At 55.4% G+C, this 24,450-nt stretch carries 27 protein-coding genes; 19 read left to right on the forward strand and 8 right to left on the reverse strand.

The window, feature by feature from the left end; genetic code table 11:
- Positions 1–161 precede the first annotated feature (161 nt).
- Complete coding sequence (locus ACOTZB_RS18285; protein WP_421628049.1) at positions 162–1,478, forward strand: cytosine deaminase; 1,317 nt, start codon at positions 162–164, stop codon at positions 1,476–1,478.
- A 3-nt stretch (positions 1,479–1,481) separates the two neighbouring features.
- Here ACOTZB_RS18285 and tsgA read toward each other — a convergent pair whose 3' ends face one another.
- Positions 1,482–2,666 carry an MFS transporter TsgA gene (tsgA, locus tag ACOTZB_RS18290; RefSeq protein WP_421628051.1) on the reverse strand — a complete coding sequence of 395 codons (1,185 nt, stop codon included), beginning with the start codon at positions 2,664–2,666 and terminating at the stop codon, positions 1,482–1,484.
- A gap of 278 nt (positions 2,667–2,944) precedes the next feature.
- Between tsgA and ppiA the strand changes: the two genes are divergently transcribed.
- The 4 genes from ppiA (at position 2,945) to argD (ending at position 6,110) form a co-directional block, all read left to right on the forward strand.
- Positions 2,945–3,517, forward strand: coding sequence for a peptidylprolyl isomerase A (ppiA, locus tag ACOTZB_RS18295; protein WP_014885514.1), 573 nt, complete (start codon positions 2,945–2,947; stop codon positions 3,515–3,517).
- A gap of 106 nt (positions 3,518–3,623) precedes the next feature.
- Positions 3,624–4,208, forward strand: a complete 585-nt coding sequence (locus tag ACOTZB_RS18300) for a putative adenosine monophosphate-protein transferase Fic (protein WP_421628053.1) — start codon at positions 3,624–3,626, stop codon at positions 4,206–4,208.
- 30 nt (positions 4,209–4,238) lie between these two features.
- Positions 4,239–4,802 (forward strand): aminodeoxychorismate synthase component 2, encoded by a 564-nt coding sequence (gene pabA, locus ACOTZB_RS18305; protein WP_421628055.1) that lies wholly within the window; start codon positions 4,239–4,241, stop codon positions 4,800–4,802.
- 87 nt (positions 4,803–4,889) lie between these two features.
- Positions 4,890–6,110, forward strand: a complete 1,221-nt coding sequence (gene argD / locus ACOTZB_RS18310; RefSeq protein ID WP_187360836.1) for a bifunctional acetylornithine/succinyldiaminopimelate transaminase — start codon at positions 4,890–4,892, stop codon at positions 6,108–6,110.
- On the opposite strand, the gene ACOTZB_RS18315 is transcribed toward argD, so the two are convergent.
- Positions 6,107–8,194, reverse strand: coding sequence for a YccS/YhfK family putative transporter (locus tag ACOTZB_RS18315; protein WP_421628083.1), 2,088 nt, complete (start codon positions 8,192–8,194; stop codon positions 6,107–6,109). The two genes, argD and ACOTZB_RS18315, sit on opposite strands and share 4 nt — an antisense overlap.
- 57 nt (positions 8,195–8,251) lie before the next feature.
- Positions 8,252–8,884 carry a cAMP-activated global transcriptional regulator CRP gene (gene crp / locus ACOTZB_RS18320; RefSeq protein ID WP_000242758.1) on the reverse strand — a complete coding sequence of 211 codons (633 nt, stop codon included), beginning with the start codon at positions 8,882–8,884 and terminating at the stop codon, positions 8,252–8,254.
- 310 nt (positions 8,885–9,194) lie between these two features.
- On the opposite strand from crp, the gene ACOTZB_RS18325 reads away from it, so the two are divergent.
- Entirely contained in the window at positions 9,195–9,599 is a 405-nt protein-coding gene (locus tag ACOTZB_RS18325; protein WP_023309466.1) for an OsmC family protein, read from the forward strand.
- 66 nt (positions 9,600–9,665) lie between these two features.
- Here the strand turns inward: ACOTZB_RS18325 and ACOTZB_RS18330 are convergent, their stop codons facing one another.
- The 4 genes from ACOTZB_RS18330 to ACOTZB_RS18345 form a co-directional block, all read right to left on the reverse strand.
- A complete protein-coding gene (locus ACOTZB_RS18330) occupies positions 9,666–10,535 on the reverse strand; it encodes a phosphoribulokinase (RefSeq protein WP_023309465.1) in 870 nt (289 codons plus the stop codon).
- Between the two features lie 30 nt (positions 10,536–10,565).
- Positions 10,566–10,784 (reverse strand): YheU family protein, encoded by a 219-nt coding sequence (locus ACOTZB_RS18335; RefSeq protein WP_047652866.1) that lies wholly within the window; start codon positions 10,782–10,784, stop codon positions 10,566–10,568.
- Positions 10,781–11,803 (reverse strand): hydrolase, encoded by a 1,023-nt coding sequence (locus ACOTZB_RS18340; RefSeq protein ID WP_198886793.1) that lies wholly within the window; start codon positions 11,801–11,803, stop codon positions 10,781–10,783. The genes ACOTZB_RS18335 and ACOTZB_RS18340 overlap by 4 nt, the downstream gene beginning before the upstream one ends.
- Positions 11,804–11,915: 112 nt before the next feature.
- Complete coding sequence (locus tag ACOTZB_RS18345; RefSeq protein ID WP_421628058.1) at positions 11,916–13,820, reverse strand: ABC transporter ATP-binding protein; 1,905 nt, start codon at positions 13,818–13,820, stop codon at positions 11,916–11,918.
- A gap of 135 nt (positions 13,821–13,955) precedes the next feature.
- Here ACOTZB_RS18345 and kefG point away from each other — a divergent pair, with 135 nt between their 5' ends.
- From kefG to slyD, 4 genes are all read left to right on the forward strand, one after another.
- Positions 13,956–14,510: a glutathione-regulated potassium-efflux system ancillary protein KefG gene (gene kefG / locus ACOTZB_RS18350; RefSeq protein WP_021242220.1), complete on the forward strand. Its 555-nt coding sequence runs from the start codon at positions 13,956–13,958 to the stop codon at positions 14,508–14,510.
- Positions 14,510–16,315 (forward strand): glutathione-regulated potassium-efflux system protein KefB, encoded by a 1,806-nt coding sequence (gene kefB, locus ACOTZB_RS18355; RefSeq protein WP_421628061.1) that lies wholly within the window; start codon positions 14,510–14,512, stop codon positions 16,313–16,315. The genes kefG and kefB overlap by 1 nt, the downstream gene beginning before the upstream one ends.
- A 13-nt stretch (positions 16,316–16,328) precedes the next feature.
- Entirely contained in the window at positions 16,329–16,529 is a 201-nt protein-coding gene (locus tag ACOTZB_RS18360; RefSeq protein ID WP_421628063.1) for a YheV family putative zinc ribbon protein, read from the forward strand.
- 94 nt (positions 16,530–16,623) lie between these two features.
- Positions 16,624–17,214, forward strand: coding sequence for a peptidylprolyl isomerase (gene slyD / locus ACOTZB_RS18365; protein WP_014833521.1), 591 nt, complete (start codon positions 16,624–16,626; stop codon positions 17,212–17,214).
- A 55-nt stretch (positions 17,215–17,269) separates the two neighbouring features.
- Here the strand turns inward: slyD and ACOTZB_RS18370 are convergent, their stop codons facing one another.
- Positions 17,270–17,488: a protein SlyX gene (locus tag ACOTZB_RS18370; protein ID WP_023309461.1), complete on the reverse strand. Its 219-nt coding sequence runs from the start codon at positions 17,486–17,488 to the stop codon at positions 17,270–17,272.
- A gap of 238 nt (positions 17,489–17,726) precedes the next feature.
- Between ACOTZB_RS18370 and fkpA the strand changes: the two genes are divergently transcribed.
- From fkpA to ACOTZB_RS18415, 9 genes are all read left to right on the forward strand, one after another.
- Positions 17,727–18,545 (forward strand): FKBP-type peptidyl-prolyl cis-trans isomerase, encoded by an 819-nt coding sequence (gene fkpA / locus ACOTZB_RS18375; RefSeq protein WP_023309460.1) that lies wholly within the window; start codon positions 17,727–17,729, stop codon positions 18,543–18,545.
- Positions 18,546–18,712: 167 nt separating this feature from the next.
- Positions 18,713–19,435: a helix-turn-helix transcriptional regulator gene (locus ACOTZB_RS18380; protein WP_014171909.1), complete on the forward strand. Its 723-nt coding sequence runs from the start codon at positions 18,713–18,715 to the stop codon at positions 19,433–19,435.
- Entirely contained in the window at positions 19,435–19,821 is a 387-nt protein-coding gene (tusD, locus tag ACOTZB_RS18385; protein WP_033146792.1) for a sulfurtransferase complex subunit TusD, read from the forward strand. The genes ACOTZB_RS18380 and tusD overlap by 1 nt, the downstream gene beginning before the upstream one ends.
- On the forward strand, positions 19,821–20,186 hold the full coding sequence (tusC, locus tag ACOTZB_RS18390; RefSeq protein ID WP_421628066.1) for a sulfurtransferase complex subunit TusC: 366 nt from the start codon (positions 19,821–19,823) through the stop codon (positions 20,184–20,186). Before tusD ends, tusC begins: the two co-directional genes overlap by 1 nt.
- Before the next feature lies 1 nt (position 20,187).
- Positions 20,188–20,475: a sulfurtransferase complex subunit TusB gene (gene tusB / locus ACOTZB_RS18395; RefSeq protein WP_024907951.1), complete on the forward strand. Its 288-nt coding sequence runs from the start codon at positions 20,188–20,190 to the stop codon at positions 20,473–20,475.
- Between the two features lie 124 nt (positions 20,476–20,599).
- Positions 20,600–20,974 carry a 30S ribosomal protein S12 gene (gene rpsL, locus ACOTZB_RS18400; RefSeq protein WP_000246815.1) on the forward strand — a complete coding sequence of 125 codons (375 nt, stop codon included), beginning with the start codon at positions 20,600–20,602 and terminating at the stop codon, positions 20,972–20,974.
- Positions 20,975–21,070: 96 nt separating this feature from the next.
- Positions 21,071–21,541, forward strand: coding sequence for a 30S ribosomal protein S7 (rpsG, locus tag ACOTZB_RS18405; RefSeq protein WP_004106370.1), 471 nt, complete (start codon positions 21,071–21,073; stop codon positions 21,539–21,541).
- A gap of 96 nt (positions 21,542–21,637) precedes the next feature.
- Positions 21,638–23,752, forward strand: a complete 2,115-nt coding sequence (gene fusA / locus ACOTZB_RS18410) for an elongation factor G (RefSeq protein ID WP_033146789.1) — start codon at positions 21,638–21,640, stop codon at positions 23,750–23,752.
- Positions 23,753–23,821: 69 nt separating this feature from the next.
- A partial coding sequence (locus tag ACOTZB_RS18415; protein ID WP_421628068.1) for a GTP-binding protein occupies positions 23,822–24,450 on the forward strand: 629 nt, incomplete at its 3' end.

A 24,450-nucleotide genomic window follows, 5' to 3' on the forward strand; every position in this document is an offset into this window, starting at 1 on the left:
CTTCGCCTACTCCTTAGGTGGTATGCGACTGATTTGTCAGGATTTTTATAAGTGGCGGAAATCGCAGGCTTTTCGCGCTCGTTGAATTTGTGTACAAATCAGGGGCGGTTTTGCCAAAATCGATACGCCTGAATATCAGCGGCGTTTTTTAGGGGAAGGGTATGTCTACGACACCGTTATGGCTTGTTCAGAATGTTCGTTTACCGGGTCAGGAAGGGCTGTGGCAGCTCGCCATTGAGAACGGGCGATTTGGTGACATCACCCCGATGGACGACACCCACGCCGAAAGTTATGAAGTATTGAACGCGCGCGGCGGGCTGGCTATCCCGCCGTTCATTGAGCCGCATATCCATCTTGATACGACCCAGACCGCGGGTGAGCCGAACTGGAACCAGTCCGGCACGCTGTTTGAGGGCATTGAGCGCTGGGCGGAGCGCAAGGCGTTGCTCAGCCATGAGGATGTCAAAGCGCGCGCCTGGAAAACGCTGAAGTGGCAAATTGCCAACGGCATCCAGTTTGTCCGCACCCATGTGGATGTCTCCGACCCGACGCTTACCGCCCTGAAGGCGATGCTGGAGGTGAAGCAGGAGGTTGCCCCGTGGGTGACGCTGCAAATCGTCGCGTTCCCGCAGGAAGGTATTCTCTCTTACCCGAACGGCGCGGCGCTGCTGGAAGAGGCGTTAAGGCTGGGGGCCGACGTAGTGGGGGCGATCCCACACTTCGAGTTCACCCGCGAGTATGGCGTGCAGTCGCTGCATATCGCTTTTGAACTGGCGAAGAAGTATGACCGTCCGCTGGATATCCACTGCGATGAAATCGACGACGAGCAGTCGCGGTTTGTCGAGACGGTGGCAGCGCTGGCGTATGAGGCCGGCATCGGCCCGCGCGTGACGGCCAGCCACACCACCGCCATGCACTCCTACAACGGCGCTTACACCTCGCGGCTCTTCCGCCTGTTGAAGATGTCGGGGATTAACTTCGTCGCTAACCCGCTGGTCAATATCCATCTGCAGGGACGCTTTGATGACTATCCGAAGCGCCGCGGCATCACCCGGGTGAGAGAGCTCCAGGAAGCGGGCATTAACGTCTGCTTCGGCCATGACGACGTCTTCGACCCGTGGTACCCGCTCGGCACCAGCAACATGCTGCAGGTGCTGCATATGGGTCTGCACGTCTGTCAGATGATGGGCTATCCGCAAATCGACAGCGGCCTGAGTCTCATCACCCATAACAGCGCCCGGACCTTCGGCCTGAGCGATTACGGTATTGCCACGGGGAACCCGGCGAACCTGATTATCCTGCCTGCCGAGAGCGGGTTTGAAGCGGTGCGCTGCCAGGTGCCGGTGCGCTGGTCGATTCGTCAGGGACGAGTGATCGCCACGACGCAGCTGGCGCAGACGTGGATCCAGATGGATATCGGAGGAGAAGAGGTAAGTTTTGCCAGAAACAGCCCCTCTGCCGAGCGCAAAGGGGCGTAGGGGTTAGTGAGACGCTGCTGCCGCGTTGTGCTGGCGGTGGCGGGTCACGAAGCCCAGAACGAAGCACATGATGAACACCACGGCATACAGACCGTTCGCGGTGTGCAGCGCCGCCAGCGGACCGCTGTGGGCGACGATCGGGCCGGTGACCACGAAGGTGAGCATGGTGCCGATGGTGCCGCAGGTCAGGACGAAGTTAACCAGCTTCGGCGAGGCCACTTTGGTCTGCAGGGAGCCCAGGGTGATGATCGAGGTATAAATGGCGCTGGAGAAGAAGCCCAGGGTCAGAATGAACCACGGCATATGCTCCGGTGAACCGTTGATGAACAGGTACATCAGCACGGTCGCCAGCCCCGCCAGCACGGTCAGAATGCGCTGCAGGTCGAAGAAGCGCAGGATGACGCTAAACGCCCACATGCCGAACATGTAAGACATCCAGAAATCGCTCACCAGTTTACCCGCGTCGTTCAGGCTCATGCCCAGACCTTTCGCGTACTCCGGTACCCAGGAGATAAAGCCCAGCTGGCCCAGGATGTAGCACAGCGCGGCGATGGAGAGGAACAGCACGCCGATGCCCCACTTTTCTTTCACAACGGGCTCTGCGGTGGTTTGCGCTTTCTTGCCCAGCACCGGGAACTCACAGCCGAAGGTCAGAATAAAGATCGCCACGTAGACCAGGCCGATGCAGGCATAGACCCAGTACCACTCGATGCTGCGCGCCAGCAGAACCGCCGCGACCATCGGGAAAATCATACCGGCCATGCTGAAGAAGGAGTCGGTAAACAGCAGACGCGCGCCGCGCTGGCGGCCTTCATACATATGGGTAATCAGGAACGTACCGATCGACATAGTGATCCCGCTGACCAGACCGAGCACGAACATGGCTGCGGAGAACAGGGCGATGCTGTGGCTCAGCATCAGGCCCGCCACGGCGGCAACCATCAGCACAAAGCCAAAGCGCAGCTGGGTTTTCAGTGGGACGATTTCCATCAGCCAGGCGTTCAGGAAGATAGAGATCAGGATCCCCGCGTTGAGGAAGGTGAAGGTGTTACTCATGCTGGAAACGGGCAGCTGGAAGTAGTCTGCGATATTTCCCATCACCATCCCGGTGACGATCACCAACGCGCCGGTCAGGGCGTAGGAGAAGAAGCTGATCCATGTGAGCTTGATGCGATTGCTGTTAGTCATGTCTGGCCTGTTCAGAAAAAGAAAAGCGCCCAGGGGGCGCTGAGAGCGGGCAGATTTTAGTCGGTAAAGTGATCTATTCCTATCTTTTAAGGGCAATGATTACGTCATTGCAGGTTTTAGTGTGATCTAAATCACATTAATTGGCGGCGTAACCAATCGTTTGCGTAGTAATAATTGTTTCAACTTCGTAAAATTAGGTAAAAGGCTGGTCTCCGTTCATACTGCTCTTTAGAATCAAGCCATTCGCTTTTTATACTGCGCTTTGTTAAGGAATTCTCATGCTCAAATCAACACTGGCGGCTGTCGCAGCTGTGTTTGCTCTTTCTGCCGTTTCCCCTGCTGCGCTGGCAGCCAAAGGGGACCCTCACGTACTGCTGACCACCTCTGCCGGGAATATTGAGCTGGAACTGAATAGCCAGAAAGCCCCTGTTTCCGTGAAAAACTTCCTCGACTACGTGAACAGTGGTTTCTATAACAACACCACTTTCCACCGCGTGATCCCAGGCTTCATGATTCAGGGTGGTGGCTTCAACGAGCAGATGCAGCAGAAACAGCCGAACCCGCCTATTAAAAACGAAGCGGACAACGGCCTGCTGAACAAGCGCGGCACCATCTCCATGGCGCGTACCGCAGACAAAGACAGCGCGACCAGCCAGTTCTTCCTGAACGTGGCGGATAACGCCTTCCTCGACCACGGTCAGCGTGACTTTGGCTATGCCGTTTTCGGTAAAATCGTCAAAGGAATGGACGTGGCCGATAAGATTTCTCAGGTGCCTACTCACGACGTCGGTCCGTATCAGAATGTGCCGTCAAAACCTGTCGTGATCCTCTCCGCAAAAGTTCTGCCGTAATTCTTCTCAACGCGGGCTTCTCCTGCCCGCGTCATATGACCCTCCCTGCGAAAGCGCGTTTTGCTGCTTATACTTGTGGCAAACGGACTATTCAGGGAGGCGTTAAGTGAAAAAACTCACCGACAAGCAAAAATCCCGTCTCTGGGAGCAGCAGCGTAACGTCAATTTACAGGCCAGTTGTCTCCTTGAAAAAGGTAATGGTCCCTCAGAGCCCCGTATTGAGACGCTGGAGCTTGGGCCTTCCGCGCCCGGGTTGCCCCATCTGTGCCTTATTCATCGCCATTTGTACCGCAGCGAGATGAAGCGGGCAGGCGAGTTACGTACCGACGATATTTTTAAGGGCGACATTCCTTTCTGTCATTTCGAATACATCGAGAAGATGGGCAACGAGCTGATGGCGGCGCTGGAAAGCGAAAAGTATCTCGTGGGTCTTGAGAAAGCGGCGTTTGTTGACCGGGTTAGCCACTATTACTGCGAAATCAACATGCTGCATCCGTTTATGCGCGGCAACGGTATTGCCCAACGCGTTTTCTTCGAGCAGCTGGCGCTCCACGCGGGCTACTCGCTGGACTGGCGCGATATCGATCCCGACCAGTGGGTGGCGGCTAACCGAAGCGGCGCAACGGGAGATTTAACCGCGCTAAACGCTATCTTTGCCAAAGTAGTGAGCGAAGCGCGGGAATCTGAGTAGAATAGGGCGGCATTTTTTTCGGGAGCCGCCATGATTCTGCTGATTGATAACTACGATTCCTTCACCTGGAACCTTTACCAGTATTTTTGTGAACTGGGTGCAGAGGTGGTTGTCCGCCGTAACGACGAGATCGGACTGGACGATATCGGGACACTGGCTCCGCAGAAAATCGTGATTTCTCCGGGGCCGTGTACGCCGTCGGAATCGGGTATTTCTCTGGATGTTATCCAGCGCTATGCCGGCAAGTTGCCAATCCTCGGCGTCTGTCTGGGCCATCAGGCTATTGCCCAGGCGTTTGATGCCACCATCGTGCGCGCCGCGAAAGTGATGCACGGTAAAACTTCTCTGGTAACCCACACCGGTACCGGGGTATTCACGGGGCTCAATAATCCGTTAACCGTGACGCGATACCATTCCCTGGTGATTGACCCGTCTACGCTGCCCGACTGCTTTGAGGTGACCGCCTGGAGCGATACGCAGGAGATCATGGGGATTCGCCACCGCGAATGGGATCTCGAAGGCGTGCAGTTCCATCCGGAAAGCATCCTCAGCGAGCAGGGGCACGCGCTGCTGGCAAATTTCCTCAATCGCTGAATATCTGTTGCCTTGCTGTGATTTTTTATGCATATTTTGTGATTATATTTTCACAATCACTGTGACATAAAAATGGATGGTCATGACATGGCAACTGAACAACCAGCAATTACCCGCGCGACATTTGATGAAGTGATCCTGCCGATTTATGCACCGGCTGAGTTTATCCCGGTGAAGGGGAAAGGCAGCCGCGTCTGGGATCAGCAGGGTAAAGAGTATGTGGATTTCGCGGGCGGTATTGCGGTCACGGCGCTGGGTCATTGCCATCCCGCGCTGGTGGAGGCGCTGAAAACCCAGGGCGAAACCCTGTGGCATACCAGCAACGTGTTCACCAACGAACCGGCGCTGCGCCTGGGCCGCAAGATCATTGATGCGACCTTTGCCGAGCGCGTGCTGTTTATGAACTCCGGCACCGAAGCCAACGAAACTGCGTTTAAGCTGGCGCGCTACTACGCGACAACGCGCCACAGCCCGTACAAAACCAAAATCATCGCCTTCCACAATGCCTTCCACGGACGCTCCTTCTTTACCGTCTCCGTTGGCGGCCAGCCGAAGTATTCCGACGGGTTTGGCCCGAAACCGGCCGACATCGTCCACGTGCCGTTTAACGATCTGCACGCGGTGAAAGCGGTGATGGACGACCACACCTGCGCGGTGGTGGTCGAGCCGATTCAGGGGGAAGGCGGCGTGACCGCGGCAACACCGGAATTCCTGAAAGGGCTGCGCGCGCTGTGCGATGAGCATCAGGCGCTGCTGGTCTTTGATGAAGTGCAGTGCGGGATGGGGCGTACCGGCGATCTGTTCGCGTATATGCATTACGGCGTGACGCCGGATATTCTGACCAGCGCCAAAGCGCTTGGCGGTGGTTTCCCGGTGAGTGCGGTCCTGACGACTCAGGAGATCGCCTCCGCGTTCCACGTCGGTTCTCACGGCTCAACCTACGGCGGTAACCCGCTGGCGAGCGCCGTGGCGGGTGCTGCGTTCGACATTATCAACACGCCGGAGGTGTTGAACGCCGTGAGCGCGAAGCGCGAGCTGTTCGTAAAACACCTGCAGAAGATTGATGAGCAGTACGACGTGTTCAGCGAGATCCGCGGGATGGGGCTGCTGATTGGTGCCGAGCTGAAGCCGCAGTACAAAGGCCGGGCGCGTGATTTCCTGCACGCCGCCGCGCACGAAGGTGTGATGGTGCTCAACGCCGGGCCTGACGTGATGCGCTTTGCGCCGTCGCTGGTGGTAGAAGACAAAGACATCGAAGACGGGTTAACCCGCTTTGCCGCCGCGGTCGCGAAGATCGTTAAAGGCTAATACTCGGTTCGCTTTAACCTGCGGGTTAGCCAAATCCCGTGATGCGGACGCTGACGCCATGCCACCGACGAAATGGTGTGCATGGTGTTCAGATGGCCGAGTACGCGCTGCAAATGCTGCTCCAGGGTGCTCATTGGCCCGTGGGTTAACGTTTCCGGCGCTTCCAGAATGTTTGAGTCGCCCGACTCGCCCGGCGCGTCATACTCCAGACGCTGCTGACACCTCTGCAACGCAATTTCACAAGACTGCAAATAGCGCTGCGCCAGATCCGGCGTCAGCATCGTGTGCTCGCGCGCCAGCGTGGTCATGGCGTTAATGTGCTCGACGATAAACTGGCTGTGCGTCACCCAGAGCTTCATGTCTGCCAGATAGTGCGAGTTAAAGCCCGGCTCCTGCATCGCCTGGTTGAGCGAGTTAAACAGGGCGTTGTGCGTCTGGTTGACCTTCATTCGCTGATAGGCCAGCGGGGAGGGCTGAGGGTCATCGCTCAGGATCAGGCGAATGGCCTGCTGGTCGGCTTCGAGCGCGTCGTGGGCGTTCTGCCTCAGCAGCCCGCTCTGCCACTGCGGCCACAGCCAGACCATTCCGCCAAAGGCAATCAGGCAGCCGATCAGGGTATCAATCAGCCTGGCGACAATAAACTGTTCGCCATTGAGCGTGAGCAGCTGCAGGGTATATACCGCCGTCACCGTAAAGCCCACCATCGCCCAGCCGTAGTTTTTGCGGATAATCAGGTAGCTCACCAGCGTAATCGCCAGCATCCCTGCCAGGGTATAGCCTTCCGGCACGTGGAAGTGCAGCGTCACGCCTGCAATGATCAGCCCGGCCAGCGTTCCGCCAGCCCGATGCAGAATACGCACCCGCGTGGCGCCGTAGCCGTTCTGGGTGACAAACAGCACGGTCATTAAGATCCAGTACGGTTTCGGCAGGTGCAGCGCCATGCCCATCAGGCTAGCGGTACTGAGCATCACGCTAATCCTTGCGGCGTTGCGCAGGGCGGACGATTTAAGAGAAAGATAGCTTTTGAGCGCGGGCAATAACGGAAGCCGTTTTTGCTTATCCGCCATCAGGTCGCGGGAATAAAGCGGGCGCTGCGTGCGCAACACGCGGGCGATGCGGCTGAAGTGCCAGGCGGCAAACTGGCCGACCGGGTTATCGGGATGCTGACGAGCGATTTTCTCCAGCGCGCCCAGCTGTTTTTCCATGTTAAAGCGCGTCGGGTAACGGTGATAGAGAATATCATCGGCCAGCACGCGCAGACGCGCGGACACAGTTTGCGCGTTCCAGCGGATCACCGCTTCGGCGTGGCTGCGCTCGACCAGCTTTTGCACCTCCTGCGGGTGGTGAAGGCTTACAGAGATGTGCTCCTGCAGATCCAGCCCGACCTGGAAGGTGCGCAGCAGCCGTTTGTATTCGTGGTTCTTGTTGGCGGCGAGCATATGCAGCTGCTGATAGCACTGGCTTATCAGGTCCACCACCTTCTGCTGACGCGTCAGCAGCGGCGGTAAGGATTTTTCCGGATCGGTATGCTGGGTGAGCAGGGTATATTTGGCTTCGCAGTAATCCGCAAGCTGCACATAGAGCAGGCTCAGGGATTCACGCAGCGGCTGTTCGCGCCACAGCCAGAACCAAAACCAGTTAAACAGCCCGTACCACAATGTCCCCAGGGCGTAGATCAGCAGCGGCTCCCACACCGGCATGTTCCCGGCGAGGCTCAGCGTGAAAATGGCCGCAATCAGCGAGGCGGGAAGCAGGCGGGCGTGCAGCGAACTGATTTCCGCCGTGACGCCGAGCGTCATCGCCAGCACGGTCAGGATCAGCGGCAGCGGGATATCCCGGGCAAGCAGAAGCTGCACGGCGAGGCTACAGCCGGCAAACAGGCAGCCACCGATAATCAGGCGTTTGAAAAAGCGCTTATGCGGCGTGTCCAGACCGGCGATGTTGCAGCAGGCGGGCACGAGGGAAAACAGCAGGCCTTGCTGAAGATGTCCGAGGATCAGGCCTATGGCCACAGGAAGACACAACACCAGCGTTTGCCGCAGTGCGTAGTTAACTTCCGGGTGATAGATCAGCCTGCGCCACATGGGGAGTAGAGACAAAAACGGCGTGACACCTTGCGATGGCACGCCGTTTAAGCGGAATTAACGCGTTCCGTAGACCACGATGGTTTTACCGTGGGCGGAGATCAGGTTTTGATCTTCCAGCATTTTCAGGATACGGCCCACTGTTTCACGGGAGCAACCGACGATCTGACCAATTTCCTGACGGGTAATTTTAATTTGCATGCCGTCCGGGTGGGTCATAGCGTCTGGCTGTTTCGCCAGGTTCAACAGGGTTTGTGCGATACGGCCGGTAACGTCCAGGAAGGCGAGGTTACCCACTTTCTCTGACGTTACCTGCAGACGGCGCGCCATCTGGGAAGAAAGACGCATCAGGATGTCAGGGTTAACCTGAATCAGCTGACGGAACTTCTTGTAAGAAATTTCAGCCACTTCACATGCTGTCTTTGCACGAACCCAGGCGCTACGTTCCTGGCCCTCTTCAAACAGGCCCAGTTCACCGATGAAATCGCCCTGGTTCAGATAAGAAAGGATCATCTCTTTCCCTTCTTCATCTTTGATCAGCACTGCCACCGAGCCTTTAACGATGTAATACAACGTTTCCGCTTTTTCACCCTGGTGAATCAGCGTGCTCTTCGATGGGTACTTATGAATGTGGCAATGAGACAAGAACCATTCGAGAGTCGGGTCTGTTTGCGGTTTGCCAAGCACCATGCGCTGTTATCCTCTGTTATAAGCTGTCACCAGAGTCATCAGATGCATCCGGACTCTGGGGTTGCAATCGAATTCTTACCCATACCCTGGGAAGTCGGCTACCGTAACGTTTCGCAGCCAGTAAAGTTTGATGTCCTCTGCATACACGTGTAACGTCAATGTATTACTGTAGCATCCTGAGTGTTTTAGCATAGCTTTCGCCGCGTGTCTCCTGGTGTCTCGCTTCAGCATGATGCAGGTCGCCTTCCATTGCGAGAAATGTAACGCACGCGTAATCTGTCACCAAAAATGCAACGTTGGAGTTAATAATATGCAAGCGCGCGTGAAGTGGGTTGAAGGTTTAACGTTCCTGGGCGAGTCCGCGTCAGGACACCAGATTTTGATGGACGGTAACTCCGGCGATAAAGCTCCCAGCCCAATGGAAATGGTGCTGATGGCGGCAGGCGGATGCAGCGCCATTGACGTGGTGTCGATTCTGCAAAAAGGACGTCATGACGTGACGGATTGTGAGGTTAAACTCACATCAGAGCGTCGCGATGAGGCGCCACGCCTGTTCACCCATATTAACCTGCACTTTGTGGTCACCGGTAAAGAGCTGAAAGACGCGGCGGTCTCACGTGCGGTGGACCTGTCTGCGGAGAAGTACTGTTCTGTGGCGTTAATGCTGGAGAAAGCGGTAAAAATCACCCATTCGTATGAAGTGATCGAGGCGTGATTGATGGGGCATCGTGCGTGTTGATGCCCTCACCCTAACCCTCTCCCACTGGGAGAGGGAACATGCTCACGCTATCTGCTTCCCTTCCATCAGTCGCTCCACCAGCGGCGTCATGATGAGCTCCATCGCCAGCCCCATTTTCCCGCCCGGCACCACTAACGTATTCATGTGCGAAATAAACGAGCCCTGCAGCATTGCCAGCAGCCACGGGTAATCAATGCCTTCGAGATTGCGGAAATGGATCACCACAAAGCTCTCATCCAGCGACGGGATGCTTTTGGCCGCGAACGGGTTGGAGGTGTCCACCGTCGGCACGCGCTGGAAGTTGATATGGGTGCGGGAGAACTGCGGCGTCAGGAAGTTAATGTAATCCTCCATGGAGCGCACCACCGAGTCCATCACCGCCTCTCGCGAATGGCCGCGCTCGCTCATGTCGCGCGTCAGCTTCTGGATCCACTCCAGGTTAACGATAGGGACCACGCCGACCAGCAGATCCACGTGGCGCGCCACGTCGTGTTGAGGGGTGACCACACCGCCGTGCAATCCTTCGTAAAACAGGACGTCGGTAGGTTCCGGCAGCGGCTGCCAGGGGGTAAAGGTGCCCGGCACCTGATTCCAGGGTACGGCTTCATCATAGGTGTGCAGATACTTGCGGGACTGCCCTTTGCCGCTCTTGCCGTACTCTATAAAGGTTTGTTCCAGCAGGCCGAAGTCATTGGCTTCCGGGCCGAAGTAGCTGATGTGTTTACCCGAATCGCGCGCCTTACGAATGGCCATGTCCATCTCCGGACGCGTGTAGCGGTGAAAGCTGTCGCCTTCGACCTCCGCCGCACGGAGATTCAGCTGGGCGAAAATCTTGCGAAATGCGAGGCTGGTGGTGGTGGTTCCCGCACCACTCGACCCCGTAACGGCAATAACCGGATGTCTGGCAGACATAGCAACTCCCTGACTGAAAAGGGTGGAAGATCAGCCGTGAAACGCGTTGCGGGGCATGATATTGACCGTCTCATGCAGTTCTGACCACACCAGCACCACGTCGCCGCTTTTCAGCTGGCGCTTAACATCGTTGACCTTTTGCTCAAGCGAGCGTTCCTGTTCACCATAATCGGTGCCTTCGCGTAATACAAAGCTTTCAATCAGATTATCGAGCGTAATGGGCGCCAGATCCTGCCAGGGAATAATCATTTTACACCCTCCAGATAAGGGGTCAGCCAGTCAGGAATACGCGCCTCAAGCCACATTTTCGGGCGGCGCAGCGTGCCGCCGATAAACCCGACGTGGCCGCCGTGCTCGGTCAACTGATAGTGAACGTTGTCGGGCAGGAACTCCTGAGCGGGGATCGAGTGATGATCCATAAACGGGTCATCTTTGGCATGAATAATCAGCGTCGGCTGCGTGATCTTGCTGAGCAGCGGCATGGCGCTGCACTGACGATAATAGTCAATCGCATCGGCGAAGCCGTGGATTTTCGCGGTGATCAGGTCGTCGAATTCGCGAATGCGGCGCACCTTTTTCAGCTGGCGCAGGCTGACCGGCAGGGTATCCGGGTAGGCCTTCAGCTTACGCGCCGCGTTGGCCTTCAAAAGGTTGAGCAGGTAGCGCTGATAGACGCGGGAAAAGCCCTTATCCATGTGGTAGCTGCACTGCTCGAGCATAAACGGCGCGGAGACAATGACGGCGGCATCCAGCGGGACGCTTTCACCCTCTTTGGCCAGCAGACAGGCCAGCATGTTGCCGCCCAGCGAGTAGCCCACGGCGGCCGTTGGCACGGTGCCATAATTTTCCCGCAGCCAGTGTAAAAACCACGTCCCGTCTTCGGTTTCACCCGAGTGATAAATGCGTTTCTGACGATTCGGTTCGCCGCTGCAGCCGCGAAAATGCATCACCACGCCGAGCCAGCCGCGCGCTTTTGCCGCCTCAATTAGCCCATGCGCATACGGGCTGTGCAGGCTGCCTTCCAGACCGTGGAAAACCACCAGACGCGGCTTATGGCGAGCCTGTTCCGGCGCTTCGCTCCAGGCGAGATCCAGAAAATCACCGTCTGGCAGGTCAAGCCGTTGCCAGTGCGGGGTGAACTGAACCTTGCGGCGGATCAGTCGCGGCAGCATGGTCTGCAAATGGGGATTGGCCACGCCGCGCATAGGCACGAACTCAGTGCTGTCTTCGGCCGCAATGTCGAAGTCTGATGGAATGATTTGGGTCATAAGCGCGATGCTGATTCTTGTCGGAAATTTACGATACTTTCCGAATTGTACCCCGTTTAAGCTGGATTTCCGAACCCGGTACGGATTCTGTTCTTCAAACGGGGTAAACAGGTCAGTCAGCCTGCAGCATCGCTTCCAGCTGTTCCTGCGCGTCCAGCCACGCCATTTCGCACTCTTCGAGGCTGGATTTGGTCTTCGCCTGGGTTTGCAGGCAGTCCGTCAGCTCAGCCTTGCGGCTCTGGTCATACAGGCCGCTGTCGCCGAGCTTCTCTTCAACGACAGCCAGCGTGGCGTTGAGTTTTTCCATCTCTTTTTCGAGACGGGTAATCTCTTTACGCAGCGGCTGCGTCTGGGTGCGCAGTTCCGCTTCACGACGCTTCTGGTCTTTACGCGCCTGCGCGCTGTTGGCGTTGTCTTTTGCTGACTCTTCCGGCTGGTTTTCCTGCTTCTGCACGTCCGTCAGCCACTGCTGGTAGTCCTCCAGATCGCCGTCGAACGGTTCGACTTTGCCGCCGTGCACTAGGTAGAGATCGTCCGTGGTGGAGCGGATCAGGTGACGATCGTGCGAAACCACAACCAGCGCACCTTCGAACTCGATCAGCGCTTCAGTCAGCGCCTGGCGCATGTCGAGATCCAGGTGGTTGGTCGGTTCATCGAGCAGCAGCAGGTTCGGGCGCTGCCAGACGATCAGCGCCAGCACCAGACGGGCCTTTTCGCCGCCGGAGAAGCGCTCGGTGTTTTCCGTCACCTTATCGCCCTGGAAGCCGAAGCCGCCGAGATAGTCGCGCAGCTTCTGCTCCATCTCCTGCGGCGCAAGACGCGCGAGGTGTTGAATCGGCGATTCATCCGCGCGTAAAAATTCCAGCTGATGCTGGGCGAAGTAACCCAGCTTGATGCCCTTCGCCAGGCCAATTTCACCGCTGGCCGGGTTAAGCTCGCCCGCCAGCAGTTTGATCAGCGTCGATTTACCGGCACCGTTGCGCCCAAGTAAACCGATACGGGAACCCGGCACCAGGTTGAGCTTGATGGAATCGAGAATAATGCGGTCGGCATAGCCCGCGCTGACCTTTTCCATCTTCAGCAGCGGGTTTGGCAGGCTTTCCGGCTCGCGGAAGCTGAAGTGGAACGGGTTGTCCACGTGCGCCGGGGCAATCATCTCCATGCGTTCCAGCATCTTGATGCGGCTCTGGGCCTGCTTGGCTTTTGAAGCTTTGGCCTTAAAGCGATCCACGAAGCTCTGCAGGTGCGCCACGCGCTGCTGCTGGCTTTCGTACATGGACTGCTGCTGGGCGAGACGCGTCGCGCGCTGGCGCTCGAAGGAGCTGTAGTTGCCGGTGTACTCGAACATCGTTTGCTGTTCGATATGAATGATTTTATCCACTACCGGGTCAAGGAAGTCGCGGTCGTGGGAGATCAGAATCAGAGTGCCCTGATAGCTCTTGAGCCACTTCTCCAGCCAAATAACCGCATCGAGATCGAGGTGGTTGGTCGGTTCGTCAAGCAACAGCAGGTCAGAGCGGCAGATCAGCGCCTGCGCCAGGTTAAGACGCATACGCCAGCCGCCGGAGAAGTCGCTGACCGGGCGTTCCAGCTGTTCGTTGCTGAAGCCGAGACCGTGCAGCAGGCTGGAGGCGCGGGAGCGAATGGTCCACGCGTCGATGGCGTCCAGCTTGCCGTGAACGGTGGCGATGGCGTGACCGTCGTTGCGCTCGTTAGCAGCATGAAGTTCCGCTTCGAGCTTGCGGTATTCACGGTCGCCGTCGATAACATAGTCGAGTGCCGGTTCGCTCAGCGCCGGCGTCTCCTGGTTTACCCAGGCGAGCTGCCAGTTTCCCGGGAAGGTAAAGTTACCGCCATCCGCGCTAATCTCGTTTTTCAGCAGCGCCAGCAGGGTGGATTTACCGCAGCCGTTTTTGCCGACCAGACCCACTTTTTGGCCTGGGTTGATGGTAGCAGTGGCGTTATCCAGCAGGACGCGCACGCCGCGACGAATTTGTAACGAGGAGAAAACAATCATAGAAGCGCCGTATGTTCCGACTATGTTAATTTGTCATTATGATAATGTAAGGTGTGGGCCATTTTCCGCACCGGGCCGCCATGGTAGCCCAAAACAACGACGATACACAAAAACAGAAACAAGACCGGGAGGGGAATGATGTCTCAGACAGCAAAAGTGCTGCTGCTGTATGCCCATCCGGAATCTCAGGACTCGGTGGCAAACCGGGTGCTGCTTAAGCCGGCCACACAGCTTAGTAACGTAACGGTGCACGATCTCTACGCGCACTATCCTGATTTCTTTATTGATATCCCTTACGAGCAGGAGCTGCTGCGTCAGCATGACGTGATTGTGTTCCAGCATCCGCTTTATACCTATAGCTGTCCGGCGCTGCTGAAAGAGTGGCTGGACCGCGTGCTGAGCCGGGGCTTCTCCAGCGGGGTGGGGGGCAACCAGCTGGCGGGAAAGTACTGGCGTAGTGTGATTACGACCGGTGAACCTGAAAGCGCTTACCGTCACGACGGGCTGAACCGTTATCCGATGAGCGACATCCTGCGGCCTTTCGAGCTGACGGCGGCGATGTGCCGTATGCACTGGATGAGCCCGATTATTGTCTACTGGGCGCGGCGTCAGGATCCGAAAGAACTGGCAAGCCACGCCAGAGCCTACGGTGAATGGCTGGCGTCACCCATTCCGGCAGGAGGTCGTTAATGGAAGGATCGAATTTACTCCTCGCCGGGGTGCTGTTTTTATTTGCGGCCGTCGTTGCGGTGCCGCTTGCAGCCCGTATTGGTATCGGCGCGGTGCTGGGGTATCTGCTGGCGGGGATCGCGATTGGCCCCTGGGGGCTGGGATTCATCAGCGATGTCGATGAGATTCTCCATTTCTCCGAGCTGGGCGTGGTGTTCCTGATGTTCATCATCGGCCTTGAGCTGAATCCTTCGAAATTATGGCAGCTTAGACGCTCTATCTTTGGCGTGGGCGCCGCGCAGGTGGTGTTCAGCGCCGCGATTCTGGGTGGCCTGTTAATGCTGACGAATTTCTCCTGGCAAGCGGCGGTGATAGGCGGAATCGGCCTTGCGATGTCGTCGACGGCAATGGCGCTGCAGCTGATGCGCGATAAGGGGATGAACCGTAACGAAGCCGGTCAGCTGGGTTTCTCGGTGCTGCTGTTCCAGGATTTGGCGGTGATCCCGGCGCTGGCGCTGGTGCCGCTGCTGGCGGGCTCCGGGGACGATCACTTCGACTGGGCTAAAATCGCCATGAAGGTGCTGGCCTTCGCGGGCATGCTGATTGGCGGGCGTTTCCTGCTGCGTCCCGTGTTCCGCTTTATAGCCGCGTCGGGCGTTCGCGAGGTGTTTACCGCCGCGACACTGCTGCTGGTGCTGGGATCGGCGTTGTTTATGGACGCGCTGGGGCTGTCGATGGCGCTGGGGACCTTTATCGCCGGGGTACTGCTGGCGGAGAGCGAGTATCGGCACGAGCTGGAAATTGCCATCGATCCCTTCAAAGGGCTGCTGTTAGGCCTGTTCTTTATTTCGGTGGGGATGGCGCTTAACCTCGGTGTGCTCTATACCCATCTGCTGTGGGTGATAGTGAGCGTCGCCATCCTGGTGGCGGTGAAGATGCTGGTGCTGTACGTCATGGCGCGTATCTACGGGCTGCGCAGTTCGGAACGCATGCAGTTTGCCAGCGTGTTAAGTCAGGGGGGCGAGTTCGCGTTTGTGCTGTTCTCTACCGCCTCCTCTCAGAAGCTGTTTAAAGACGATCAGATGGCGCTTTTGCTGGTGACGGTCACGCTGTCTATGATGACCACGCCGCTGCTGATGAAGCTAGTGGATAAACTGCTGTCGCGCCGCCTGAATCCAAATGACGATGAAGACGAAGCGCCGTGGGTGGAAGACGACAAGCCGCAGGTGATTGTGGTGGGCTTTGGCCGATTCGGACAGGTTATCGGGCGTTTGCTAATGGCGAACAAAATGCGCATTACGGTACTGGAGCGTGATATCAGCGCGGTCAACCTGATGCGCAAATATGGCTATAAGGTTTACTACGGCGATGCGACCCAGCTCGAGCTGCTGCGATCGGCGGGGGCCGAAGCGGCAGAGTCCATCGTGATTACCTGTAACGATCCGGAAGACACGATGAAGCTGGTGGATCTGTGCCAGCAGCATTTCCCGCATCTGCATATTCTGGCGCGTGCGCGGGGACGTGTTGAAGCTCACGAATTGTTGCAGGCGGGTGTGAAACACTTCTCTCGTGAGACGTTCTCCAGTGCGCTGGAGCTGGGCCGTAAGGCGCTGATCTCGCTCGGCATGCATCCGCATCAGGCGCAGCGCGCCCAGATGCACTTCCGCCGGCTGGATATGCGGATGTTGCGCGAGCTGATGCCGGTACATACCGATACGGCGCAGATCTCCCGCGTGCGGGAAGCGCGTCGCGAGCTGGAGGAGATCTTCCAGCGAGAGATGCAACAGGAACGGCGCCAGCTTGATGGCTGGGATGAATTTGAATAAAGGGTAAAGAAAGATGGCTGTACGTAAACGCTTTATCTCGGGTGCAAAATGCCCGACCTGCCAGGCGCAAGATACCCTGGCGATGTGGCGCGAAAATAATGTTGATGTTGTTGAGTGTGTTAAGTGCGGTCACCAGATGCGTGAGGCCGATAAAGAGGCCCGCGATCACGTTCGCAAAGAAGAGCAAGTTATCGGGATTTTTCATCCGGACTAGCGATATGCCCTGAGTTTTTTTAAGCTAAAGGGTACACGGGTGCAGATTTCCGCTACAATCTGCGCCAGCAATTTTCCCACGCTCAGGAGATATCATGAAAGTAGCAAAAGACCTGGTGGTCAGCCTGGCCTATCAGGTACGTACAGAAGACGGTGTGTTGGTTGATGAGTCTCCGGTGAGTGCGCCGCTTGACTACCTGCATGGTCACGGTTCCCTGATTTCCGGCCTGGAAAACGCGCTGGAAGGTCATGAAGTTGGCGACAAATTTGACGTTGCTGTAGGCGCGAACGACGCTTACGGTCAGTATGACGACAACCTGGTTCAGCGCGTTCCTAAAGACGTGTTCATGGGCGTTGACGAACTGCAGGTTGGCATGCGCTTCCTGGCTGAAACTGACCAGGGTCCGGTTCCTGTTGAAATCACCGAAGTGGAAGATGACCACGTCGTGGTTGACGGTAACCACATGCTGGCTGGCCAGAACCTGAAGTTCAACGTAGAAGTCGTTGCGATCCGTGAAGCAACCGAAGAAGAGCTGGCTCATGGCCACGTTCACGGTGCGCACGGTCACGACCATGACCACGATCACGGCCACGACGGCTGCTGCGGTGGTCATGGCCACGATCACGACCATGGTCACGACCACGGTAAAGGTGGTTGCGGTAACGGCGGCTGCGGTTGCCACTAATTCCGTCATACGGAAAATAAAAATGCGGGATAATAATCCCGCTTTTTTTTACGCCTCAATAATGAGGAGGTGGCGTCTCTTCTGACTGAGAGGCAATGTTTGACGGCTGCGTGGCCTTCAGCTTTTCCGTCAGCAGGCGCATATGATCCCGTAGCTTTGCCATTTCGAGCTCATGTGCGGTCACGGTCTGGTTTAGCTCTTCGATGGTGATGTCCTGAAAAGCCAGGCGGCTTTCCAGCTCAGCCATTCTCGCTTCTATTGCTGTATCCTTCATCATTCACCTCGTTTGTTTCAGATTCGCCATAATGGCCCTGCGGCGGCGCAGTTTAACTGAGTTTATCCTTAAGTACAGTCTGCATCCCTTTGGCAGGAAACTTATTTAAACAAAAATAGTCTGAAAAGTGGCGAGAATTGGAAGTGTCTGTCTGTAGATTTCTTCCGCAACGTTTTATAGTACGTAACTCATTTACGTTTAACGCTGGGGTGAGAGTCCCCAGGCCCTGGAGATATGGATGAAATCACTGTTTAAAGTAACGCTGCTGGCGACGACGATGGCTGTTGCGCTGAACGCGCCGCTGTCATTCGCTGCTGATACTGCTGCGAAGCCTGCTGCCACTGCAGACAGCAAAGCGGCGTTCAAAAATGACGACCAGAAATCCGCCTATGCACTGGGCGCATCTCTGGGTCGTTACATGGAAAACTCTCTGAAAGAACAAGAGAAACTGGGCATCAAACTGGATAAAGCTCAGCTGATCGCGGGCGTTCAGGACGCATTTGCAGATAAGAGCAAGCTGTCTGACCAGGAAATTGAACAGACTCTGCAGGCGTTCGAGGCGCGCGTGAAGGGTGCCGCGCAGACCAAGATGGACGCGGACGCTAAAGACAACGAAGCGAAAGGCAAAGCCTACCGCGATACTTTTGCCAAAGAGAAGGGTGTGAAAACCTCTTCTACCGGCCTGGTGTACAAAGTTGAGAAAGAAGGCACCGGCGATGCGCCTAAAGACAGCGACACCGTGGTCGTGAACTACAAAGGTACGCTGATCGACGGTAAAGAGTTCGATAACTCTTACACCCGCGGTGAGCCGCTCTCTTTCCGTCTGGATGGTGTGATCCCTGGCTGGACTGAAGGCCTGAAAAACATCAAGAAAGGCGGCAAGATCAAGATGGTTATCCCGCCGGATCTGGCCTATGGCAAAACCGGCGTTCCGGGTATCCCTGCTAACTCTACGCTGGTCTTTGACGTAGAGCTGCTGGATATCAAACCGGCACCGAAAGCGGATGCGAAAGCAGACGCACCGGCTGACGATAAAGCCGCTGCTGCTAAGAAGTAATGTTGAAAAAAAACCGCCGCCTTTCAGGCGGCGGTTTTTTTATTGTGGGGCAGATATAATTAACACTGGAAAGCGCTACGCACGCTGTATTAATTTAGTTGTCCGTGTAGATAATGAGCCTGCCCTGAAAACCTAACGACAGGCTCCTGAAAAGGAGTGTTTTTTTCATGTCCAGGTCGCTTTTAACCAACGAAACCAGTGAACTTGATTTGCTGGATCAACGTCCTTTCGATCAGACCGACTTCGATATTCTGAAATCCTACGAAGCGGTAGTGGACGGGTTAGCGATGCTCATTGGCTCCCACTGCGAAATCGTATTGCACTCCCTGCAAGATCTGAAGTGTTCCGCCATCCGCATTGCGAATGGTGAGCATACTGGCCGTAAAATTGGTTCGCCAATTACCGACCTTGCATTGCGTATGCTGCATGACATGACCGGCGCGGACAGCAGCGTCTCCAAATGCTATTTCACCCGCGCCAAAAGCGGCGTGCTGATGAAGTCAGAAACCATCGCGATTCGAAACCGCGAGCATCGCGTGATTGGGCTGCTGTGCATCAACATGAACCTTGATGTGCCATTCTCGCAAATCATGAGCACTTTTATTCCGCCAGAAACGCCGGACGTTGGCTCTTCTGTTAACTTTGCCTCCTCCGTTGAAGATCTGGTGACGCAGACGCTTGAGTTTACGATTGAAGAGGTGAATGCCGATCGCAACGTCTCAAACAACGCCAAGAATCGTCAGATCGTGCTCAATCTTTATGAAAAAGGGATTTTTGATATTAAAGACGCCATCAACCAGGTGGCCGATCGTCTGAACATCTCCAAGCACACGGTCTACCTCTATATTCGCCAGTTCAAAAGCGGCGATTTCCAGGGTCAAGACAAGTAATGCGTTTTGCGTTAATGGTGACAGGCCCGGCGTACGGCACTCAGCAGGCCAGCAGCGCGCTGCAGTTTGCGCATGCGCTACTGGCGGCCGGACACGAGCTGGCGAGCGTCTTCTTCTATCGGGAAGGGGTGTATAACGCGAATCAGTTTACGTCACCGGCGAGCGACGAGTTCGATCTGGTGCGCGCCTGGCAGGCATTAAACGAAAAGCAGGGCGTAGAACTGCACATCTGCGTGGCGGCGGCACTGCGCCGCGGCGTGACCGATGCAACCGAAGCCGCGCGTCTTGGTTTATCGGGTTCTAACCTGCAGCCCGGCTTTTCGTTGAGTGGCCTGGGCGCGCTGGCACAGGCGGCGTTAACCTGCGACAGAGTGGTGCAATTCTAATGAAGCGTGTCGCGTTTGTTTTTTCCTCCGCACCGCACGGCAATGCGTCCGGCAGAGAAGGGCTGGATGCGCTGCTCGCGACCTCAGCATTGACCGAAGATATCGGTGTCTTCTTTTTGAGCGACGGCGTATTCCAGCTTCTGGCGGGGCAACAGCCTCAGGCCATTCTGGCGCGTGATTACATCGCGACGTTCAAAGTATTACCGCTTTACGATATCGAAACCTTCTATGTCTGTGCCGACTCCCTGGCCGCGCGCGGTTTAAACGAGGCAACGCCTTTCGTGCTGGATGTGACTGTCCTCTCTCCTGCTGCATTGCGCGAGCACCTTTCCCACTACGACACCGTTCTGACTTTCGGAGGCTGACATGCTCCATACTCTGAGCCATTCACCGTGGCAATGTGATATCGACGCGTTACTGAGTATGCTGCGCGAAGGTGATGATCTGCTGCTGATTCAGGATGGCGTGCTTGCCGCACTGGAAGGCAGTCGTTTCGTTGAAATTCTCACGAATGCCCCCATAACAGTCTCTGCGCTGAAGGACGATCTGGATGCGCGGGGTCTTTCTGGTCAAATTTCAGCCAAAATTGACGTGGTTGGCTATACTGATTTCGTCAATCTTACTGTGACGCACGCCAGTCAAATGAACTGGTGATTTGAGATCGCTGTATATTTCTTGACACCTTTTCGACGTAGCCCTAAAATTTCGCGTCCTCATATTGTATGAGGTCGTTTTATTACGTGTTTACGAAGCAAAAGCTAAAACCAGGAGCTATTTAATGGCAACAGTTAACCAGCTGGTACGCAAACCACGTGCACGCAAAGTTGCGAAAAGCAACGTGCCTGCGCTGGAAGCCTGCCCGCAGAAACGTGGCGTATGTACTCGTGTATATACCACCACTCCTAAAAAACCAAACTCCGCACTGCGTAAAGTATGCCGTGTGCGTTTGACTAACGGTTTCGAAGTGACTTCCTACATCGGTGGTGAAGGTCACAACCTGCAGGAGCACTCCGTGATCCTGATCCGTGGCGGTCGTGTTAAAGACCTTCCGGGTGTTCGTTACCACACCGTTCGTGGTGCGCTGGACTGCTCAGGTGTTAAAGACCGTAAGCAGGCTCGCTCCAAGTACGGCGTGAAGCGTCCTAAGGCTTAATGGTTCTCCGTTAAGTAAGGCCAAACTGATTTATCTTAATGTCACACTAAACTCTTTGAGTTTTGGACAATCCTGAATTAACAACGGAGTATTCCCATGCCACGTCGTCGCGTCATTGGTCAGCGTAAAATTCTTCCAGATCCGAAATTCGGATCAGAACTGCTGGCAAAATTTGTAAATATCCTGATGGTAGATGGTAAAAAATCTACTGCAGAAGCAATCGTATACAGCGCGCTTGAGACCCTGGCTCAGCGTTCTGGTAAAAATGAACTGGAAGCTTTCGAAGTCGCTCTCGACAACGTTCGCCCAACCGTAGAAGTTAAGTCCCGCCGCGTTGGTGGTTCTACTTATCAGGTTCCAGTTGAAGTTCGTCCGGTTCGTCGTAATGCCCTGGCAATGCGTTGGATCGTTGAAGCTGCTCGTAAACGCGGTGATAAATCCATGGCTCTGCGTCTGGCGAACGAACTTTCTGATGCTGCAGACAACAAAGGTACTGCAGTTAAGAAACGTGAAGACGTTCACCGTATGGCAGAAGCCAACAAGGCGTTCGCACACTACCGTTGGTAATCCCTTCGGAGTCTTAGTCACCAGGCGGGCGCTTCAGAGAAGCCGCCCGCTCTGGGTAACTTAACTGAACGCCTAAAGATATAAACGAGGAATCAAATGGCTCGTACAACACCCATCGCACGCTACCGTAACATCGGTATCAGTGCGCACATCGACGCCGGTAAAACCACTACTACCGAACGTATTCTGTTCTACACCGGTGTAAACCATAAAATCGGTGAAGTTCATGACGGCGCTGCCACCATGGACTGGATGGAACAGGAGCAGGAGCGTGGTATCACTATCACCTCCGCAGCGACTACTGCATTCTGGTCAGGTATGGCTAAGCAGTACGAACCGCATCGCGTAAACATCATCGACACCCCAGGGCACGTTGACTTCACCATCGAAGTAGAACGTTCCATGCGTGTTCTTGACGGCGCGGTAATGGTTTATTGCGCAGTTGGTGGTGTTCAGCCACAGTCTGAAACCGTATGGCGTCAGGCGAACAAATATAAAGTTCCACGCATCGCGTTCGTTAACAAAATGGACCGTATGGGTGCTAACTTCCTGAAAGTTGTTGGCCAGATCAAAACCCGTCTGGGCGCGAACCCTGTTCCGCTGCAGCTGGCAATTGGTGCTGAAGAAGGCTTCACCGGCGTTATCGACCTGGTGAAAATGAAAGCCATCAACTGGAACGATGCAGACCAGGGCGTTACCTTCGAATACGAAGATATCCCAGCTGCAATGCAGGACCTGGCTGACGAATGGCACCAGAACCTGATCGAATCCGCTGCTGAAGCTTCTGAAGAGCTGATGGAGAAATACCTGGGTGGTGAAGAACTGACTGAAGAAGAGATCAAAAAAGCTCTGCGTCAGCGCGTTCTGAACAACGAAATCATCCTGGTAACCTGTGGTTCTGCGTTCAAGAACAAAGGTGTTCAGGCGATGCTGGATGCGGTAGTTGACTACCTGCCATCCCCGGTTGACGTTCCTGCAATCAACGGCATCCTGGACGACGGTAAAGATACTCCGGCTGAGCGTCACGCAAGCGACGAAGAGCCATTCTCTGCACTGGCGTTCAAAATTGCTACCGACCCATTCGTGGGTAACCTGACCTTCTTCCGCGTTTACTCTGGTGTGGTTAACTCCGGTGACACCATCCTGAACTCCGTGAAAGCGGCGCGTGAACGTTTTGGCCGTATCGTACAGATGCACGCTAACAAACGTGAAGAGATCAAAGAAGTTCGCGCGGGCGACATCGCTGCAGCTATCGGTCTGAAAGATGTGACCACTGGTGACACCCTGTGTGACCCGGATCACCCGATCATTCTGGAGCGTATGGAATTCCCTGAGCCGGTAATCTCCATCGCAGTTGAACCAAAAACCAAAGCTGACCAGGAAAAAATGGGTCTGGCTCTGGGCCGTCTGGCGAAAGAAGACCCATCATTCCGCGTATGGACTGATGAAGAATCTAACCAGACCATCATCGCTGGTATGGGTGAACTGCACCTGGACATCATCGTTGACCGTATGAAGCGTGAATTCAACGTTGAAGCGAACGTGGGTAAACCTCAGGTTGCTTACCGCGAAGCGATTCGCGCGAAAGTTACCGATGTTGAAGGTAAACACGCTAAGCAGTCTGGTGGTCGCGGTCAGTACGGTCACGTTGTGATCGACATGTACCCACTGGAGCCGGGCTCTAACCCGAAAGGTTACGAGTTCATCAACGACATCAAAGGTGGTGTAATTCCTGGCGAATACATCCCAGCCGTTGATAAAGGCATCCAGGAACAGCTGAAAGCGGGCCCTCTGGCTGGCTATCCGGTTGTTGACATGGGTGTTCGTCTGCACTTCGGTTCTTACCACGACGTTGACTCCTCTGAACTGGCGTTTAAACTGGCTGCGTCTATTGCCTTTAAAGAAGGCTTTAAGAAAGCAAAACCAGTTCTGCTTGAGCCAATCATGAAGGTTGAAGTAGAAACTCCTGAAGAGAACACCGGTGACGTTATCGGTGACTTGAGCCGTCGTCGCGGTATGCTGCGTGGTCAGGAATCCGAAGTAACTGGCGTTAAGATCCACGCTGAAGTTCCGCTGTCTGAAATGTTCGGATATGCAACTCAGCTGCGTTCTCTGACCAAAGGTCGTGCATCATACACCATGGAATTCCTGAAGTATGATGATGCGCCTAACAACGTTGCTCAGGCCGTTATTGAAGCCCGTGGTAAGTAATCCACAGGATTAAAACCTAAGTCCCGTGCTCTCTCCACAGGGGAGAGCACTATAGTAAGGAATATAGCCGTGTCTAAAGAAAAATTTGAACGTACAAAACCGCACGTCAACGTTGGTACTATCGGCCACGTTGACCATGGTAAAACTACCCTGACTGCTGCAATCACTACCGTTCTGGCAAAAACCTACGGTGGTTCTGCTCGTGCATTCGACCAGATCGATAACGCACCAGAAGAAAAAGCTCGTGGTATCACCATCAACACTTCCCACGTTGAATATGACACCCCGACTCGCCACTACGCACACGTAGACTGCCCAGGCCACGCCGACTATGTTAAAAACATGATCACCGGTGCTGCGCAGATGGACGGCGCGATCCTGGTTGTTGCTGCGACTGACGGCCCAATGCCTCAGACTCGTGAGCACATCCTGCTGGGTCGTCAGGTAGGCGTTCCTTTCATCATCGTGTTCCTGAACAAATGCGACATGGTTGATGACGAAGAGCTGCTGGAACTGGTAGAGATGGAAGTTCGTGAACTGCTGTCTCAGTACGATTTCCCGGGCGACGATACCCCACTCGTTCGTGGTTCTGCTCTGAAAGCGCTGGAAGGCGAAGCAGAGTGGGAAGCGAAAATCATCGAACTGGCTGGCTTCCTGGATTCTTACATCCCAGAACCAGAGCGTGCGATTGACAAGCC

The organism is Enterobacter cloacae complex sp. SHL020, assembly GCF_049236945.1.
GTDB lineage: Bacteria > Pseudomonadota > Gammaproteobacteria > Enterobacterales > Enterobacteriaceae > Enterobacter > Enterobacter dykesii.